This window comes from Gammaproteobacteria bacterium, from assembly GCA_011375345.1.
GTDB lineage: Bacteria > Pseudomonadota > Gammaproteobacteria > DRLM01 > DRLM01 > DRLM01.
This window is the reverse complement of sequence record DRLM01000003.1, coordinates 1-15,894: the sequence shown is the minus strand read 5'-3', so window position 1 is coordinate 15,894 and position 15,894 is coordinate 1. Positions and strand designations below refer to the sequence as shown.

Annotated in this window: 18 protein-coding genes and 1 tRNA gene; 12 read left to right on the top strand and 7 right to left on the bottom strand. The window is 64.7% G+C overall.

Features of this window, described 5'->3' with window-relative positions:
• The 12 genes from ruvA to ENJ19_00205 form a co-directional block, all read left to right on the top strand.
• Positions 1–535, top strand: a 535-nt coding sequence (gene ruvA, locus ENJ19_00260) for a Holliday junction branch migration protein RuvA (GenBank protein ID HHM04161.1), incomplete at its 5' end; no start/stop codon positions are given.
• A 172-nt stretch (positions 536–707) separates the two neighbouring features.
• Positions 708–1,775: a Holliday junction branch migration DNA helicase RuvB gene (gene ruvB / locus ENJ19_00255; protein HHM04160.1), complete on the top strand. Its 1,068-nt coding sequence runs from the start codon at positions 708–710 to the stop codon at positions 1,773–1,775.
• 83 nt (positions 1,776–1,858) lie between these two features.
• A complete protein-coding gene (locus ENJ19_00250; GenBank protein ID HHM04159.1) occupies positions 1,859–2,326 on the top strand; it encodes a tol-pal system-associated acyl-CoA thioesterase in 468 nt (155 codons plus the stop codon).
• On the top strand, positions 2,323–2,994 hold the full coding sequence (gene tolQ / locus ENJ19_00245; protein ID HHM04158.1) for a protein TolQ: 672 nt from the start codon (positions 2,323–2,325) through the stop codon (positions 2,992–2,994). The genes ENJ19_00250 and tolQ overlap by 4 nt, the downstream gene beginning before the upstream one ends.
• A gap of 9 nt (positions 2,995–3,003) precedes the next feature.
• Positions 3,004–3,441 carry a protein TolR gene (tolR, locus tag ENJ19_00240; protein ID HHM04157.1) on the top strand — a complete coding sequence of 146 codons (438 nt, stop codon included), beginning with the start codon at positions 3,004–3,006 and terminating at the stop codon, positions 3,439–3,441.
• A 28-nt stretch (positions 3,442–3,469) separates the two neighbouring features.
• On the top strand, positions 3,470–4,402 hold the full coding sequence (tolA, locus tag ENJ19_00235) for a cell envelope integrity protein TolA (GenBank protein ID HHM04156.1): 933 nt from the start codon (positions 3,470–3,472) through the stop codon (positions 4,400–4,402).
• Positions 4,403–4,408: 6 nt separating this feature from the next.
• The gene (tolB, locus tag ENJ19_00230; protein ID HHM04155.1) at positions 4,409–5,704 is read left to right on the top strand and encodes a Tol-Pal system beta propeller repeat protein TolB; all 1,296 of its coding nucleotides are present in this window, start codon (positions 4,409–4,411) and stop codon (positions 5,702–5,704) included.
• Between the two features lie 241 nt (positions 5,705–5,945).
• Complete coding sequence (gene pal, locus ENJ19_00225) at positions 5,946–6,353, top strand: peptidoglycan-associated lipoprotein Pal (GenBank protein HHM04154.1); 408 nt, start codon at positions 5,946–5,948, stop codon at positions 6,351–6,353.
• Complete coding sequence (gene ybgF / locus ENJ19_00220) at positions 6,353–7,249, top strand: tol-pal system protein YbgF (GenBank protein HHM04153.1); 897 nt, start codon at positions 6,353–6,355, stop codon at positions 7,247–7,249. The genes pal and ybgF overlap by 1 nt, the downstream gene beginning before the upstream one ends.
• Positions 7,250–7,352: 103 nt before the next feature.
• The gene (queE, locus tag ENJ19_00215; GenBank protein HHM04152.1) at positions 7,353–7,994 is read left to right on the top strand and encodes a 7-carboxy-7-deazaguanine synthase QueE; all 642 of its coding nucleotides are present in this window, start codon (positions 7,353–7,355) and stop codon (positions 7,992–7,994) included.
• Between the two features lie 4 nt (positions 7,995–7,998).
• Positions 7,999–8,688 (top strand): 7-cyano-7-deazaguanine synthase QueC, encoded by a 690-nt coding sequence (gene queC, locus ENJ19_00210; GenBank protein ID HHM04151.1) that lies wholly within the window; start codon positions 7,999–8,001, stop codon positions 8,686–8,688.
• Positions 8,689–8,734: 46 nt separating this feature from the next.
• Positions 8,735–8,810, top strand: a tRNA-Lys gene (locus ENJ19_00205).
• Between the two features lie 21 nt (positions 8,811–8,831).
• On the opposite strand, the gene ENJ19_00200 is transcribed toward ENJ19_00205, so the two are convergent.
• The 7 genes from ENJ19_00200 to cobD all read right to left on the bottom strand — a co-directional run bounded on the left by ENJ19_00200 (position 8,832) and on the right by cobD (position 15,506).
• Entirely contained in the window at positions 8,832–9,581 is a 750-nt protein-coding gene (locus ENJ19_00200) for an adenosylcobinamide-GDP ribazoletransferase (GenBank protein HHM04150.1), read from the bottom strand.
• A complete protein-coding gene (locus ENJ19_00195) occupies positions 9,578–10,156 on the bottom strand; it encodes a histidine phosphatase family protein (protein ID HHM04149.1) in 579 nt (192 codons plus the stop codon). The genes ENJ19_00200 and ENJ19_00195 overlap by 4 nt, the downstream gene beginning before the upstream one ends.
• Before the next feature lie 118 nt (positions 10,157–10,274).
• A complete protein-coding gene (cobT, locus tag ENJ19_00190; protein ID HHM04148.1) occupies positions 10,275–11,333 on the bottom strand; it encodes a nicotinate-nucleotide--dimethylbenzimidazole phosphoribosyltransferase in 1,059 nt (352 codons plus the stop codon).
• Positions 11,330–11,851, bottom strand: a complete 522-nt coding sequence (cobU, locus tag ENJ19_00185; protein ID HHM04147.1) for a bifunctional adenosylcobinamide kinase/adenosylcobinamide-phosphate guanylyltransferase — start codon at positions 11,849–11,851, stop codon at positions 11,330–11,332. Before cobU ends, cobT begins: the two co-directional genes overlap by 4 nt.
• A 151-nt stretch (positions 11,852–12,002) precedes the next feature.
• The gene (locus ENJ19_00180) at positions 12,003–13,493 is read right to left on the bottom strand and encodes a cobyric acid synthase (GenBank protein ID HHM04146.1); all 1,491 of its coding nucleotides are present in this window, start codon (positions 13,491–13,493) and stop codon (positions 12,003–12,005) included.
• Positions 13,493–14,476, bottom strand: coding sequence for a threonine-phosphate decarboxylase (locus ENJ19_00175; protein HHM04145.1), 984 nt, complete (start codon positions 14,474–14,476; stop codon positions 13,493–13,495). The genes ENJ19_00180 and ENJ19_00175 overlap by 1 nt, the downstream gene beginning before the upstream one ends.
• Before the next feature lie 4 nt (positions 14,477–14,480).
• On the bottom strand, positions 14,481–15,506 hold the full coding sequence (gene cobD / locus ENJ19_00170) for a cobalamin biosynthesis protein CobD (GenBank protein ID HHM04144.1): 1,026 nt from the start codon (positions 15,504–15,506) through the stop codon (positions 14,481–14,483).
• Between the last annotated feature and the right edge of the window lie 388 nt (positions 15,507–15,894).

Here is a 15,894-nt window from a genome sequence, read left to right as displayed (position 1 = left end):
CGAAGTGGAAGTCCCCCTCAGTACCTTCGTGAATCTTCCCGGAGCGGGGGAGGGCGTGTTGCTGCATACCCACCTGGCCGTGCGGGAAGATGCCCACGCCCTCTACGGCTTCACCGCCGAGGCGGACAAAAACCTCTTCCGGGCACTGATCAAAGTGAGCGGTGTGGGGGCCAAGCTGGCTCTGGCCATTTTGTCCGGCATGCCCGCCGAACAATTCGCCCGCTGCGTGCAGGACGACGACGCGGGCCGCCTCACCCGCCTCCCCGGCATCGGCAAAAAAACCGCCGGCCGGCTGATTATGGAGATGCGGGACCGGCTGGGGCTGGAACTCAAGCCGGCCGAGGCGTTTGCCGCACCGGCGACAGCCTCCGGCCCCGCGGGTGCGCCCACTCCTGTGGAAGACGCGGTCAGCGCCCTCATCGCTCTGGGTTACAAGCCGGCGGAGGCCAGCCGTATGGTGCGCGATGTGAGGGAAGAGGGTTTGGCCTGCGAGGAACTGATCCGGCGCGCACTCAAACTGAAAGCAGAAAACTGAAATGGCGGGAATACGTTCCCACCCGCACCGCCTTTCCGCCGCCGGAGCGGCCCCCCGGCCGCGACCCGGTACCCTGTTGCAGTACAATGCGGTGTGTGGGATCGCCACAGAATCAAAAGAAGTGAACGAGACGGATCGTCCACCCCTCTTCCCGTCAGAAGACCGCGCTTAAATGAGCACCGACCGTATCATTGCCCCTGCTGCCAGCACTGACGACGAGGCTCTGGACCGGGCCATCCGTCCCAAGAAACTGGTGGACTACGTAGGTCAGCCGACGGTGCGCGAACAGATGGGCATCTTCATACAGGCCGCGAAGAAACGATCTGAAGCACTTGATCACACATTAATTTTTGGCCCTCCTGGACTGGGAAAAACCACCCTCGCCCATATTATCGCCATGGAATTGGGCGTGAATTTGCGCCACAGCGCCGGCCCCGTGCTGGAACGGCCCGGTGACCTGGCCGCCATCCTCACCAACCTGGAAGCCCACGATGTACTGTTTGTGGACGAGATTCACCGCTTAAGCCCCGTGGTGGAAGAAGTGCTCTACCCGGCCATGGAGGACTACCAACTCGACATCATGATCGGCGAAGGCCCCGCCGCGCGCTCCATCAAGCTGGATTTACCGCCCTTCACCCTGGTGGGGGCCACCACCCGCGCCGGTCTGCTGACCTCGCCGCTGCGGGACCGCTTCGGCATCGTTCAGCGCCTGGAGTTCTACGGCGTGGAAGACCTGATCGCCATTGTGCAACGCTCCGCCCGCATCTTGGGAGTGGAACTGGAGCGGGGCGGGGCGGAGCAAATCGCCCGGCGCTCCCGTGGCACACCCCGTATCGCCAACCGCCTGTTGCGCCGGGTGCGCGATTACGCCGAGGTGAAAGCCGGCGGGCGCATCTCCGCCGGGGTGGCGGACAGCGCCCTGGACCTGTTGGATGTGGACCAACAGGGTTTCGATCTCATGGACCGCAAACTGTTGCTGGCCATCATTGAAAAATTTGACGGGGGACCGGTGGGGGTGGACAGTCTGGCGGCTGCCATCGGTGAAGAGCGCGGCACCATCGAAGACGTGCTGGAACCCTTTCTGATCCAGCAGGGCTTTATGATGCGCACTGCCCGCGGCCGGGTGGTGACACGCCACGCTTATCTGCACTTCGGCCTGCCGGCGGAGCCACAATCCGGAGGGGAGGCCGGTCTGCCCCTGTTTGATAAAAGTCAGGACTTTTGTCAACCCGGCAATTAATAAATTCAGTCAATTACATTACAATCCGCATCTGGCTTCAATGCCCTCCGCGACGGTTCGAATCCCGCCCCGAAAGGACAGCAATGGACGACAGCGCCTGGTCCGTGCGCGTGTACTACGAAGACACGGACAGCGGCGGCGTGGTGTACCACGCCAACTACCTCAAATTCATGGAACGCGCCCGCACCGAATGGCTGCGCCGGCGTGGTTTCGAGCAGGATGAACTGGCTCGCCATCACAATGTTATCTTTGCCGTCCGGCAAATGTCGGTGGATTTTCTAAAGCCCGCGCGTTTTAACGATCAGTTGTTGGTGCTGGCGCGCCTGGGACGGGCAGGGCGGGCATCATTGTTTTTCGATCAGGCCGTGCTGCGGCAGGCGGCCCCTGACTCTGCCGCGAAATCGGCCAACCGTTCCTGCGACTATGACACTTTAATTCGCGACAAGGACAAGCTATTGTGCACGGCGAGTGTCAAAGTTGCCTGCCTGACGGCAGATGGCCTTCGCCCGCGAGCCTTGCCCCAGCCACTACTCATGGAGATATCAGAGTGACCGCAGACCTTTCCTTTGTCGAGCTGATCGCCCATGCCAGCCTGCTGGTTCAGCTCGTGATGGCTTTGTTGCTCATCCTGTCCATCCTGTCCTGGTTCGTGATCTTTCAGAAACGGCGGATGATGAAAAAGGCCCGCGACGCCGCCGAAGCATTTGAATCGCGTTTTTGGTCGGGGGGCGACCTGGCGCAGCTTTTCAAAGAGCAGATGAACCGGCAGCAAAGTCTGAGTGGTATGGAAACAGTGTTTCACGCCGGCTTCAAGGAATACATCCGGCTGCGTCAGCAGCAGGGCACGGAGACCCGGGTCCTGGTGGAAGGTTCACAACGTGCCATGCGCGTGGCACTGAGCCGCGAAACGGAACGCTTGGAACTGCACCTGCCTTTCCTGGCCACGGTGGGTTCCACCAGCCCCTACGTGGGTCTGTTCGGAACCGTATGGGGCATCATGAATTCCTTTCGCGCCCTGGGCAATGTCAATCAGGCCACTTTGGCCCAGGTGGCACCGGGCATCGCCGAAGCCCTGATCGCCACCGCCATGGGCTTGTTCGCAGCCATTCCAGCGGTTATCGCCTACAACCGTTATTCCACCGAAACCGATCGCCTGATCAATCGCTACGACAATTTTGTGGAAGAGTTCGTCAGCGTATTGCAGCGCCAGACACACTAGGGGACGCTTATGGCCACGCCGCGACATCGCAAACGGCTCATGGCGGAAATCAATGTTGTGCCCTACATTGACGTGATGCTGGTGCTGCTGGTGATCTTTATGATCACCGCGCCACTTTTGTCCCAGGGCGTGAAAGTAGACCTGCCCCGGGCGGCGGCCCAGCCTTTGGACCAGCAGTCCAAAGAGCCCCTGGTGGTCACGGTAGATGCGGCCGGCAATTATTTTCTTAACATCGGCGGTAAAGACGATGAGCCGGTGAGCAATGATCAGGCCCTGGTCCTGCGGGCCGCCGCCGTGTTGCGCCGCCAGCCGGATGTGCCCGTGCTGGTGCGGGGTGACCAGCAGGTGCCTTATGGCCGCGTGGTGCATGCGATGACCTTGTTGCAGGCCGCCGGCGCGCCCAGCGTGGGTTTGGTCACGGAACCGGAGCCGCCGGCGCGCCCCTGACTCCCATGCGTTCCACCCGGCAGTTCCCATGTTAAAAGAACTTCTGAAAGCCCCCGGGGCATTGGTGCTGGCGCTGCTGGTGCACGTCGTACTGGTGGCTCTGCTTGTATTCGGCTTGGAACACAAACCCAAACCGCCGGCTTTGGGAGGCAGTGAACAGATCATTCAAGCCAGGGTCCTTGACGAGAGCAAGCTCCTGGAACAAAAGCGGCGACAGGCGGAACAGCAGCGGCAGGCGGACATCAAACGCCGGCAAGAGGAAGAGGCGCGCCGGAAGAAGGCGGCCGAGGAAGCGGACAAGCAGCGGCGGGCCGCGGAACAACGAGCAAAGGAACAAGCACAGGCGCGCCGCCAAGCGGAACAGCAAAAGAAGAAAAGAATCGAGGAGCAAAAACGACGGGAGGCCGAACAGCAGCGCTTGGCCGAGCTGGAAGCGAAACGTAAAATAGAGCAAAAGCGCCGTCGCGCCGCCGAGGCGAAACGCAAGGCCGAGGAAGAGGCGAAGCGAAAAGCCGCCGCGGCTGCCCAACGCAAAGCGGAAGAAGCGCGCAAAAAAGCGGAACAAGAAGCCAGACGCAAGGCGGCGGAAGAACGCCAACGCCGGGAGCTTGAACGCCAGTTGCAGGAGCAGCTGGCTGCGGAGCAGGCGCGTATGGAGCGGGAAAGGCAACGTGAGCTGGCGGCTTTGCGTGATCAGTACGAACGCACCATAGGGCAGAAAATTGATCGCAACTGGAACCGGCCCATCAATTCGGACATCAAATGCAGGGTGTTGGTGACCCAGGCCCCCGGTGGCCATGTCATCAACGTTGATGTGGAGCGCTGTAACCCTGCCGATCCGGCTGTGGTAAGATCGGTGGAAAACGCCGTATTAAAGGCATCGCCGCTGCCCCCCCCGCCGGATCCGGCCCTGTTTGAACGAGAAATCATCGTTAACGTCAATTACCCGCCGAGGAGCTGATCGATCATGAGTTTACTCCGTAGCTTGCCACTCGCCCTGGCATTGCTGCTGGGTGTCACCCAGGCGGCGCTGGCCGCATTGACTGTGGAAGTCACGCAAGGGGTGGCGGGTGCCCAGCCTATCGCGGTGGTGCCCTTCGGCTGGGAGGGTGGCCAGGCGGGAATGGACCTGGCGAAAATTGTAGCCGCGGATCTCAAGCGCAGCGGCCGTTTTGCTCCCATGGCCGAAAAAGACATGCTGTCCCGGCCGGTGGATGGCAGCCAGGTCAACTTTCGTGACTGGCGTCTGTTGAACGTGGAGAGTTTGCTGATCGGTAAAGTCATACCCCGGGGAGCCGGCTATACGGTGCAGTTCCAATTGTTCGACGTGTTCCGGGGTGTACAACTCACCGGTTACAGCATTCGCAGTCGCGCCAAGGGATTGCGGCGCACCGCTCATCAGATTGCGGACATTGTGTACGAGACACTGACCGGGGAACCTGGCGCCTTCGACACGCGCATCGCCTACGTCACCATGGTCGAAAACGGAAATGGTGAGCGGCGCTATTCCCTGCAAGTGGCGGACGCAGACGGCTTCAACCCCCGTCCGGTGGTGAATTCCAAAGAACCTCTGTTATCGCCGGCCTGGTCGCCGGACGGCAGCAAGCTGGCTTATGTCTCCTTTGAAAACAAGCGCCCGCAGATCTATATTCAAGACCTGTCCAGCGGCCAGCGCAGCCTGGCTTCCGATACCCGCGGCCTCAATGGCGCACCCGCCTGGTCACCCGATGGCAAACAGCTTGCGCTGGTCTTGTCCAAAGACGGCAATCCGGAGATTTATACTCTGGAACTGGCCACCAAACGGTTGCAGCGTGTCACTCACCATTTTTCCATCGACACCGAACCGGTATGGACGGCGGACGGCAAGCATATTATTTTTACCTCCGACCGGGGCGGAGCACCCCAGCTGTACCGTACGGCCGTGCGGGGAGGACGGGTGGAACGCCTGACCTTCGAGGGGCGTTACAATGCCCGGGCGAGCATCGCCCAGAACGGCAAGCGAATTGCCTTTGTCAACGGTGACCAGGGCCGCTACCGCATCGCCGTGATGGACCTGGCAAGCCGCACCATGCAGATCGTTTCCGATGGGGACCTGGACGAGTCGCCCAGCTTCGCGCCCAATGGTAGCATGGTCATTTATGCCAGCGAGGCCAACAAGCAGGGCGTGCTGCGCGCCGTGTCAGTGGACGGCAATGTGCGGCAACGCTTGTATTCCCGGCAGGGTGACACGCGCGAGCCGGCGTGGTCACCGTTTCGTCAATAGTGGAGTCCCGCCCGGCGACAGTGAGGATTTCAGAACCAATTCAAGAGAGGATCCTTAAATGGACAAATGGCTAAAGGCATTGTTGGTGATGGTGGCTGTGACAGCGGTCGCGGCGTGCGGCACCAAAGGCGGGGTGACGGACGAAGGGTCAGCCGGCGAAACGCCCACTGCCAGCCCCGCCGCCGGCAGTGGCGCCGCCGGTGCCACCACCTCCGGCCTGGCCCCGGACAGCGGTGCCGAAATGACGGCCCTGCCGGCAACGGCGGCCGGGGCGGAGGGCACCCCCCTTGATCCGCTGGATGACCCCAACAGTGCGGTAGCGAAACGCACCGTCTACTTCGACTTCGACAGCAGCACCGTCCGCAACGAAGACCGCACCGTCATCGAAGCACATGCCGCCTACCTGGTCGCACGCCCTTCGATGACGGTAACGCTGGAATGTCATGCCGATGAACGCGGCTCCCGCGAATACAACCTGGCCCTGGGAGAGCGCCGCTGCCTGAGTGTACGACAAATGCTGTTGCTGCTGGGTGTCGCGCCAGCCCAAATCGAAATGGTGAGTTACGGGGAAGAAAAGCCCGCCGTGGCCGGTCATGATGAATCCGCCTGGCGTCTTAACCGCCGTGTCGAATTTGTGTATCAACGCTGATGAACAAAACACCATTGCGTCAAGTTTGTCTCATTGCCGCGCTGTGCGGCGGCACAACCGGAGCTTTGGCGGCCGCGAAAGGCGGTGCCCCGGTGGTGGCGCTGACGTCGCCTGTGGCCGCGGAAAAAGCCTCCCGGACAGACACTGATGCCCGCCTCGAACGCTTGGAGCGCATGATGGAAAGCGGCGCGCTGATGCAGATGTTCACCCAGCTCGAACAGCTGCAACAGGAAGTGCAACGCTTGCGGGGCGAACTGGAAGTCAAGGACAACGAACTGGCCGGCATCAAGCAACGGCAACGTGACCTGTACCTGGATGTTGATCGCCGGCTGCAGCAACTCGAACGGGCGGGTGCAGCGCCTGCTACCGCAGTCCCTGCGGCAGCGGCGGGAGCGTCCACCGGCGGAAGCTCGCCGCCGCCAGCCACGGGTCCTGCCACGACGCCCTCAGCGCCGTTGGCCGTTGCCGCCCCATCCGGGCCGGCTCCAGGCGGGAGCGGAACCGCTACAGGCTCTGAGCGTGTGGCTTACCAGCAGGCTTTCGAGCTCTTGAAACAAGGGCGCTACGATGATGCCATCGTCGCCTTCCGCGCCTTATTGGCCAACTATCCCCAGGGCGATTACGCTGACAATGCCCAGTATTGGTTGGGCGAAGCCCACTATGTCACCCGCCGTTTCCGCGAGGCGATCAAAGAATTCCAAAAAGTCGTTGATACCTATCCGCAAAGCTCCAAAGTGCCGGATTCCCTGTTGAAACTGGGATACACCTATTATGAATTGGGCCACTGGCCCCCGGCCCGGGAAGCGCTGGAGGCGGTGGTGAGCCGCTTTCCCCAAAGCACGGCGGCAGCAATGGCGGAGCAGCGATTGCAGCGTATGCACGCAGAAGGACACTAGTTTTTGTTGCGCCACCTGGAGGGGGGCACCCAGACCGGCTTTTTCACAGCATGGCAGAACCCAAGCCGCTGCCGAACGCGTGCATCAGCAAGCCCGCATTTCAATGGAACGCCTTCGCATCACCGAAATATTCCTCTCTTTGCAAGGTGAGTCCCGCAGCGTCGGCTGGCCAACGGTGTTCGTTCGCCTGACAGGCTGCCCCGCCCGTTGTGTCTATTGTGACACGGCTTATGCTTTCCACGGCGGGGCGTGGTGGGCCTTGCCCGATATCCTGCAACAAGTGGCCAGCCACGGCGTACGGCATGTGACGGTCACCGGCGGTGAGCCTCTGGCGCAAAAGGCCTGCCTGCCTTTGTTGACGGCGTTTTGCAATGCATCCTATGACGTATCACTGGAAACCGGCGGTATGCTGGACATTGCCCCGGTGGATCCCCGGGTCATCAAAGTGGTGGACATCAAAACCCCCGGCTCCGGCGAGGCGCAGCGCAACCATTGGTCGAACATCGACCAGCTCCGCCCGCAGGATCAAGTGAAATTCGTAATCTGCAGCGAGCAGGACTATCACTGGGCCGTGACCACGGTAAAGGACCGCGCGCTGAATCAGCGCTGCGAAGTGCTGTTTTCCCCCAGCAGCGGCGGACTGGAGGCCCGTCAATTGGCAGACTGGATCGTGCGCGACCGGCTGCCGGTGCGTTTTCAAATTCAACTCCACAAATACCTGTGGGGCAATAAGGCGGGACATTGAAGCCATGACGGCAGGACGCAAAGCGGTGGTGTTGGTTTCCGGTGGCCTGGATTCCGCCACTGCTCTGGCCGTCGCCCGGCACGAAGGCTACCGCTGTTACGCCTTGAGCATTGACTACGGCCAGCGCCACGGCGCGGAACTGCAAGCCGCCCGCCGGGTGGCCGAAGCCCAAGGGGCAGTGGAGCACAAAACATTGCGGCTCGATCTTGCCGCCATTGGCGGCTCAGCCCTCACCGACCCCGCGTTGGCCGTGCCCGAAGCGGCCACGACGGGCATTCCCATCACCTACGTGCCAGCCCGCAACACCGTGTTCTTGGCCCTGGCGCTGGGATGGGCCGAGGTGCTGGGGGCCCAGGATTTGTTCATCGGGGTCAATGCGGTGGATTATTCGGGCTATCCCGATTGCCGTCCCCAGTTCATTGCCGCTTTCGGGCACTTGGCCAGGCTGGCCACCAAAGCCGGGGTGGAAGGCCGGCCGTTTCACATCCACGCCCCGCTCATTGAGCTCAGCAAAGCCGAGATCATTCAAACCGGCCTGCGCCTGGGGGTGGACTACCGCCTCACGGTGTCCTGTTATCAGGCCGATGCCGCCGGTCATGCCTGCGGCCGCTGCGATGCCTGCCGCCTGCGGCGTCAGGGTTTTGTGGATGCGGGGGTTGCCGATCCCACCCTGTATCAGGAAGCCGGCGTTTAGGCATTGAAACTTGCCCGTGGTTACCTTTAGAATAGCCCGCCTTGCCGGGCCGTTAGCTCAGTTGGTAGAGCAGTGGACTTTTAATCCATTGGTCCTAGGTTCGAGTCCTAGACGGCCCACCACTTAAAATCCCGCCCCTCCTGTCAGTGGTTCGCCAACAGCGCCGTAAACAAGACCGCCGCCTCCGTCAATTCCAAGGTGGCGCCGGCCGTATCGCCGGTGGTGCCTCCCAGCCGGCGCAGCAGCGCGGTGCGCAGGCCCAGCCAGAGCCCCGCCAGCACCAGGACGCTAAGCCACCAGGCGGCAGCGTCCAGCAGTAATCCACACAGCAGCCAGCTGGCAGCCACTACGCCCCAGGCACTGCGGCGCGGAAGCTCCGCCGCCATGGCCGCGCCCAGCCCGCCGGGGCGGACATAGGGCGTGCTGGCGAACAAGGCGAGGACCGCGACGCGTCCCAGCAGCGGCGCGGCGAGCAGGGCGGTGTTGGGCCCCGCTTCCGCGAGGCTGGCCAGGGCGGCAAATTTCAGCAGCAGCAGCAACACCACGGCCGCCACCCCGGCAGGGCCGCAGCGGGGGTCTTTCATGATGGCCAGGGTGCGCTCGCGCCCGCCCTGGCCGCCCACCCAGGCATCGGCACTGTCTGCCAGGCCGTCGAGATGCAAAAATCCGGTGATCCCACTCCAGACGGCCAGCACCAGCGCCGCCTGGACCAGGGGTGGGACCGTGGCCAAGAGCTGTTGCAGCCCCGCCAGCGACGCGCCCAGGAGCAGCCCGACCAGGGGATAGTACAATACCGAACGACCCAGTTCCCGCGGGTTGGGCGCGGCCCGCAGCGGTACGGGGAAGCGGGTCAGGAATTGCACGGCCAGCAGCAAGGGGCGCAGGGCAGTCATGCCGCAGCCTCCGTCACCACCGTGCAGCGCTTGTCCCCCTCGGTCAGGGTCACTTGGTGCCGGGACGCCAGCGGCACGTTCAGGGCCAGACACCGCCGCAGCGGCCGTCCCAACAGTTGGCACAGCAGCACCCGGATGGGGCCACCGTGAGTCACCAGCAGCACCCGCTGTCCGCTGTGGCGGCGGATCAGTTCATCCCACGCCGCCCCCACCCGCTGAGCCAGGGCCACCAGGGTCTCCCCCCGCGGCGGGCCGCAGCTCAGGGGATCGTCCCAAAAGCGGGTGAGGGCGGTAGCATCCCGGGCCATGATCTCGGCGGCGCTCAGTCCCTCCCAGGCGCCGAAGTCCAGTTCCTGCCAGCGGGGATCGAGCCAGAGGGGGGTGCCCACCCGGGCGGCGAAGAGGGCGCAGCGGCGCAGAGGAGAACTCACCACAGCATCCCAAGGCCCGGCTCCGGCCAGGGCGGTGGCCATTTGCCGCCAGCCGGCTGCTGTCAGGGGATCGTCCCGGCGGCCCCGGAAACACTCACCCCCCATTACGGCGCCATGGCGCAGAATGTCAATGTGGGTGTTCATGCCTTGCCAGGCATTCGAGCTGTGCCGGTGACAGCGGGCCCGGCCGTCAGTCTCTTGAGTTTTGGCCACGCTCTCCGGCGCCTCGTTGTCAAAGGGCGGAACAAGGAACCGCGCCGGCTCATAATCTGCCCGACACCGCCGCCTCTTCGAAAGTAGCCATTTCGTTGTGCAGGGCACAGGCGCTTTGCAACACGGGCAGGGCCACGGCGGCGCCACTGCCTTCGCCCAGGCGCAGGCCCAGATCCAGCAGGGGCTCGGCCTCCAAAGCGGCCAGTACGGCGCGGTGGCCGGGCTCGGCGGAGGCGTGGGCGTAGAGGAACCACTGTCCCGCATCGCTACAGAGGGCGCTGGCGGCCAGGGCCGCGGCGCTGGCGATGTAGCCGTCCACCAGCACCGGCAGGCCCATGTGGGCGCAGGCGACGAAGGCGCCGGCAAGGGCCGCGATCTCGAATCCGCCCAGGCGGCGCAGGGCCTCCAGAGGTTCTGCCAGGGCGGCACTGTGAAAATCCAGCGCACGGGCAATGACTAGGGTTTTGCGCGCCACCCCTGCTGCATCCAGGCCCGTGCCCGGACCCACCAGACGCTCCGGGCTCGTCTGCAGCAGCGCACACCCCAAGGCCGCCGCCGAGGTGGTGTTGGCAATGCCCATTTCCCCCCCGATGAACAACTGTGCCCCGCCCTGGCGGGCCCGTTCCGCCGCGTGGCGGCCCACGTGCAGGGCCCGATTGAGTTGCTCCTCACTCATGGCGGGCGCCCGGGTGAAATTGGCGGTGCTGGGGCCAAGGCGGCAGTCCAGCACCCCTTCCAGCGGACCGGGGTCGGCCACGGTGCCCAGATTGATCACTTCCAGTTTGGCTTCCCACTGCCTTGCCAATACGCTGATGGCGGCCCCGCCGCGGGCGAAATTGCGCACCATTTCAGTGGTCACGGCCTGGGGAAAGGCCGACACCCCTTCCTCCGCCACCCCGTGGTCGCCGGCGAACACAGTAATGTGAACCCGCTCAAGGGACGGCCGGGCGCTGCCCTGCATGGCGGCCAGGCGGATGGCCAGGGTCTCCAGCCGGCCGAGGGCGCCGGGAGGTTTGGTCAAGACCGCCTGGCGCGCTTCGGCGGCGGCCTGGGCCTGGGGGTGCAAAGAGGCGGCGGGGACATTCAACCAATGGTTACCAACAGTCACAAAGGGGCTCCTTTCAAAACATGGGGCAGGCCGGCCACGGCCAGCACCACCCGGTCGCACAGTTGGGCAAGGTCCTGATGCAGCCGCCCGGCCTCGTCGCAGTAGCGGCGGCTGAGGGCAGCCGGCGGAATCACACCCATATTGGTTTCATTGCTCACGCAAACAATCGTGCCGGGCGCCTGGGAAAAAGCGTCTACCAGGGCTGTGCGTTCTTGCAGAAAGTCCGCGTCATCGCCCACACACAAGCACTGGGTCAGCCACAGGGTGAGGCAGTCGATCAGCACACAGCCGCCGGGGCGGGCATGGTGGCGCACGGCGGTGGCCAGGTGGCGGGGCGCCTCCACCACCGTCCAGTGGTCCGGCCGCCGCTCCCGGTGGACCTGGATGCGCCGGGCCATCTCTTTATCCAGCACTGCGGCGGTGGCGATGTAAGTGACCGGGCCGGCCGATTGTTCCGCCAGGCGCTCTGCCAGGCGGCTTTTTCCCGAGCGCACCCCACCGAGGATCAGGGTCTTCATCGCGGTGAGCCTGCGCACTTGTGGTCAGTGGCGCGAAATCCCCCTTGTTCCCCCTTTTGCAAAGGGGGAGAGCTGCTGAAACCGGCGAAGCGGTTCGACTCAGGGACGACACCCGACTCCCAACTCCAGTGTGGTCCAGGCACGGCGTTTCCTAACCCCCCCGTGCCACTGGCGCGGGCCGGCCCGCCGCCAAACCCAACAAGGTGGTCACGACGCTTAAATCCAAGTGTTCCTCCAGCGCATCCGCCAGCCGGTCGATATCCGCCTCCCGCCGCTGCTGGAAGTCCAGCGGCACCGGGTCCTGCAATCCTGCCCAGCGCAGCAGGGCGGCGCAGGCCGCGGCGTCCTCGAACAGGCCGTGGACGTAGGTGGCCATGATCAAATCATCATCGGAACGGGCGCCGTCGGGCCGGCCGTCCAGCCAGGCGGCGGGCCGGGCCAGGGCCGGGCCGCGGCTGAATCCGGCGTGGATTTCGTAGCCGCGGAGTCCCGCCCCAGTCCAGGCCAGCCGGCCCTGCACATTGCGCAGCTGTTTCTCCGGCGCCAGGGTCGTGACCAGATCCAGCAAACCCAGTCCGGCGCTCACGCCCGGCGGACCTTCCAGCCCGTCGGGGTCGCGGATCTCCCGCCCCAGCATTTGCAAGCCGCCGCAGATGCCCAGCACTTTTCCCCCGTAGCGCAGATGTCTGTGCAGTGCCGTCTCCCAGCCCTGCGAGCGCAACCAGTCAAGATCGGCGCGCACGCTTTTGCTGCCCGGCAGAATGATCATGTCGGCGGGTGGAATCACTTCGCCCGCCCCCACGAAACGCAGGTCCACCTCGGGGTGTAGGCGCAGGGGATCAAAATCGGTGTGATTGCTGAGACGGGGCGGGGTGGGAACAAGCACCCGCAGTGCGGCGCTGGTTTTGGATATGCTGGCGCTCCGGGACAGGCTGTCCTCAGCGTCCAGGTGCCAATCGCGCAAATAGGGCACCACCCCCAGCACCGGTTTGCCGCTGTGGGCCGCCAGCCACTCCACCCCCGGCTGTAACAGCGCCTGATCGCCCCGGAACCGGTTGATGACCAGCCCCCGCACCCGCGCCCGTTCGCTTTCACTCAACAGCGCCAGGGTACCCACCAGATGGGCAAACACACCGCCGCGGTCGATATCCGCCACCAGCAGCACGGGGCAATCCACTGCCTCGGCGAAGCCCATATTAGCGATGTCGTGCTCCCGCAGATTGATTTCCGCCGGGCTGCCGGCACCTTCCACCAGCACCACCTCATATTGCCCGGACAGGCGCTGGAAAGAGGCCAGCACGGCCTGGCGGGCGATGGGTTTGTAACTGTGGTAGGCGCGGGCATCCATGGTGGTCACGGCCCGGCCGTGGATGATGACCTGGGCGCCCGTGTCGGTGTTGGGCTTGAGCAACACGGGATTCATGTCGCTGTGGGGGGCAATGCCGCAGGCCTGGGCTTGCAGGGCCTGGGCCCGGCCGATCTCGCCGCCGTCCACCGTCACCGCGCTGTTGAGGGCCATGTTCTGGGGCTTGAAGGGGGCCACCTTGACTCCGCGGCGGGTCAGAATACGGCAGAGCCCGGTGAGCAGGGCGCTTTTGCCGGCGTCGGAGCTGGTGCCTTGAATCATCAGGGCGCGGGCCATCAGAGGCTCGCCTCCGCCAGGGCCTGTTCCAGACGGTGCCACTGCGTTTCCGCTCCCGGCAGGCCGAAGCGCAGGCTGGCGGGTGCGGTGAACAGGCGGGTGAAAATGCCGCGCCGGGCCAGGGCCCCGTGCAGAACGGGCGCTTGTGCCGTGATGACCCATTGAAAGAGCGCGGTGCCACCGGACGGCTGCAAGCCGTGCCGGCAGAGCAGGGCGGCCAAACGCGCGCCGTCTTCCGGCAGGCGGCTGCGGGTGGCAACCTGCCAACCAGTGTCCCTGAGCGCCCTTTGTGCCACCCAGCGGGAGGGATGAGCCAGCGCCCACGGACCCAGCCGGGCATGCAGGGCCGTAAGCAGGGTGTCGTCACCGCTGAAGATGAAACCCACCCGCGCCCCGGCCAGGCCGAAGAACTTGCCCAGGGAACGCAGCACGATCAAGCCGGCGCGATCAGTGAATGAAACGACACTTTGTTCAGGGGTTGGGTCCATGAAGGCCTCGTCCACCACCAGCCAGCCGCCCCGGCCCCGCATTGCATGGTGCCAGGTCAACAGGCGTTGGGGCGCAAAGCGCTCGCCGGTGGGATTGTTGGGGTTCACCAGCACCAGCACGTCCAGCCGCGCCAGGGCCGGGTCGATCTGCGCCGCTGACAGGTTCAACACCTCGTGACCCGCCACCCGCCAGGCGTGCGCATGCTCAGCGTATGCTGGCGCCAATACACCCACCCGGCATGGTCGTCGCATCGCGGGCAGGGCCTGGATGGCGGCCTGGGAGCCGGCCACCGGCAGGCCGCGGGCGCAGCCGTAGTAAGCGGTCATGGCCTCAAGCAGGCCGTCCTCGTCCTCCGGCAGGCGCGCCCAGGCGGGCGGTGGCAGGGGTGGCACGGGCCAGGGCCGGGGGTTGATGCCGGTGGACAGATCCAGCCAGTCGCTCAAGGGGATGCGGTAGCGCTCTGCCGCGGCCCGCAAGCGGCCGCCGTGTTCCAACGGTTCAAACAAGCCAGAGCACTCCCCAAAGCAGCGCCGCACCCAGCAGCCACACGGCCACAGCGCGACAGACCAGGCCCAGCGCCCGTGTAATATCCTCAGCCGCGGGCGCGCGGCCCTGCCCCAGCACCGGCCGTTCCCGCCACTGGCCGTGGTAGCAGGCACCGCCCCCCAGACGCAACCCCAGGGCGCCGGCGCCGGCGGCCATTACCGGCCCGGCGTTGGGGCTGTCCCAGGCGGGCGCTTGCAGGCGCCAGCAGTCCAGCGCCGGATGAAAGCGGCCGGCCACAGCGTAACTCAGCGCGGTGAGGCGGGCAGGGATGAGATTCAAGGCATCGTCCAGCCGCGCCGCGGCCCGGCCAAAGTCCCGGTAGCGGGGGGTGCGGTAGCCCCACATGGCATCCAGGGTGTTCACCAGCCGGTACAACACCGCCCCCGGCGCCCCCGCCAGCAGGAACCAAAACAGCACGCCGAACACAGCGTCATTGCCGTTTTCCAGCACCGATTCCACCGTGGCAGCGGCAAGCTGGGTATCGTTCATTTGCGCGGTGTCCCGGCTCACCAGCATCGCCACCGCGCGGCGCGCGGCGGCCACATCACCGCTTCGCAGGGGCCGGCAGACCGCCCGCGCGTGGGCGCTCAGACTGGCCAGCCCCAGGGCGAAACAGAGCGCCAGCAGTTCCACCGGCGCGCCAACGTAGGGCAGGTTCGATGCGATTGCCACGGCCGCAACAAAAGGTGCCACCACCAGCAGCAGTGCCACAATACCGGCAAAGCCGCCTGGCAACGCCAACCCCCCCCGTTGAATTAAAGGGGGCAGGGGGGATTTATCCACCAACAAATTCTCCCCGATCCCTTCTTTTTCAAACAGCGGGCTGGTCACCGTGCGACCACCCGGCGCAGCAGGGTTCAAGCGCCGCTCGAGCGCAGCAGCCAGGCGGCCAAACCCGATCAGGGGATGCCAGCGCCGCGGTTCCCCCACCAGCCAGTCCAGGGCCAAACCTAGGGCGGGCAGGAGCAGCCCACTCATCGTTGTCTCTCCCTTTGGGACAGAGAGAGCAGCAAGAAGAAATGCCGAGCCGGAAACCGTACTCCACCTCGGGTTGCAGCCAACTCACCCAACGGTTCAGCCCGGGAGCCGCTGGCGGTGATAAGCGAGTTCGTCCACCGGCGCCCCGCCCACCAGATGCCGGGCGGTGATCCGGTCCAGATTTGCCGGCGTGGTGTTGCAATAGCACATTCCATTTCCAGCATCCTGTTATTGGCTCACCCTGGCAAGTTGCTGCCGCGCCGTCTCAAAGGCATCCCACCCCGAAGGGGGGACTGTCCCGTCCGGCGCCTTGACCAGCAGCAGATAAAACACCGGCTCGCCCCCCTTGTCCACGAAATACACTCCGGCGGCACGCCCACCTCCGCCT

Excerpts from the sequence above, each read along its gene's own strand:
- ruvB (HHM04160.1), top strand. The coding sequence starts at position 708 with ATGAGCACCGACCGTATCATTGCCCCTGCTGCCAGCACTGACGACGAG.
- ENJ19_00250 (HHM04159.1), top strand. The coding sequence starts at position 1,859 with ATGGACGACAGCGCCTGGTCCGTGCGCGTGTACTACGAAGACACGGAC.
- tolR (HHM04157.1), top strand. The coding sequence starts at position 3,004 with ATGGCCACGCCGCGACATCGCAAACGGCTCATGGCGGAAATCAATGTT.
- tolA (HHM04156.1), top strand. The coding sequence starts at position 3,470 with ATGTTAAAAGAACTTCTGAAAGCCCCCGGGGCATTGGTGCTGGCGCTG.
- tolB (HHM04155.1), top strand. The coding sequence starts at position 4,409 with ATGAGTTTACTCCGTAGCTTGCCACTCGCCCTGGCATTGCTGCTGGGT.
- pal (HHM04154.1), top strand. The coding sequence starts at position 5,946 with ATGACGGCCCTGCCGGCAACGGCGGCCGGGGCGGAGGGCACCCCCCTT.
- ybgF (HHM04153.1), top strand. The coding sequence starts at position 6,353 with ATGAACAAAACACCATTGCGTCAAGTTTGTCTCATTGCCGCGCTGTGC.
- queE (HHM04152.1), top strand. The coding sequence starts at position 7,353 with ATGGAACGCCTTCGCATCACCGAAATATTCCTCTCTTTGCAAGGTGAG.
- queC (HHM04151.1), top strand. The coding sequence starts at position 7,999 with ATGACGGCAGGACGCAAAGCGGTGGTGTTGGTTTCCGGTGGCCTGGAT.
- ENJ19_00200 (HHM04150.1), bottom strand. The coding sequence starts at position 9,581 with ATGACTGCCCTGCGCCCCTTGCTGCTGGCCGTGCAATTCCTGACCCGC.
- ENJ19_00195 (HHM04149.1), bottom strand. The coding sequence starts at position 10,156 with ATGAACACCCACATTGACATTCTGCGCCATGGCGCCGTAATGGGGGGT.
- cobU (HHM04147.1), bottom strand. The coding sequence starts at position 11,851 with ATGAAGACCCTGATCCTCGGTGGGGTGCGCTCGGGAAAAAGCCGCCTG.
- ENJ19_00180 (HHM04146.1), bottom strand. The coding sequence starts at position 13,493 with ATGGCCCGCGCCCTGATGATTCAAGGCACCAGCTCCGACGCCGGCAAA.
- cobD (HHM04144.1), bottom strand. The coding sequence starts at position 15,506 with ATGAGTGGGCTGCTCCTGCCCGCCCTAGGTTTGGCCCTGGACTGGCTG.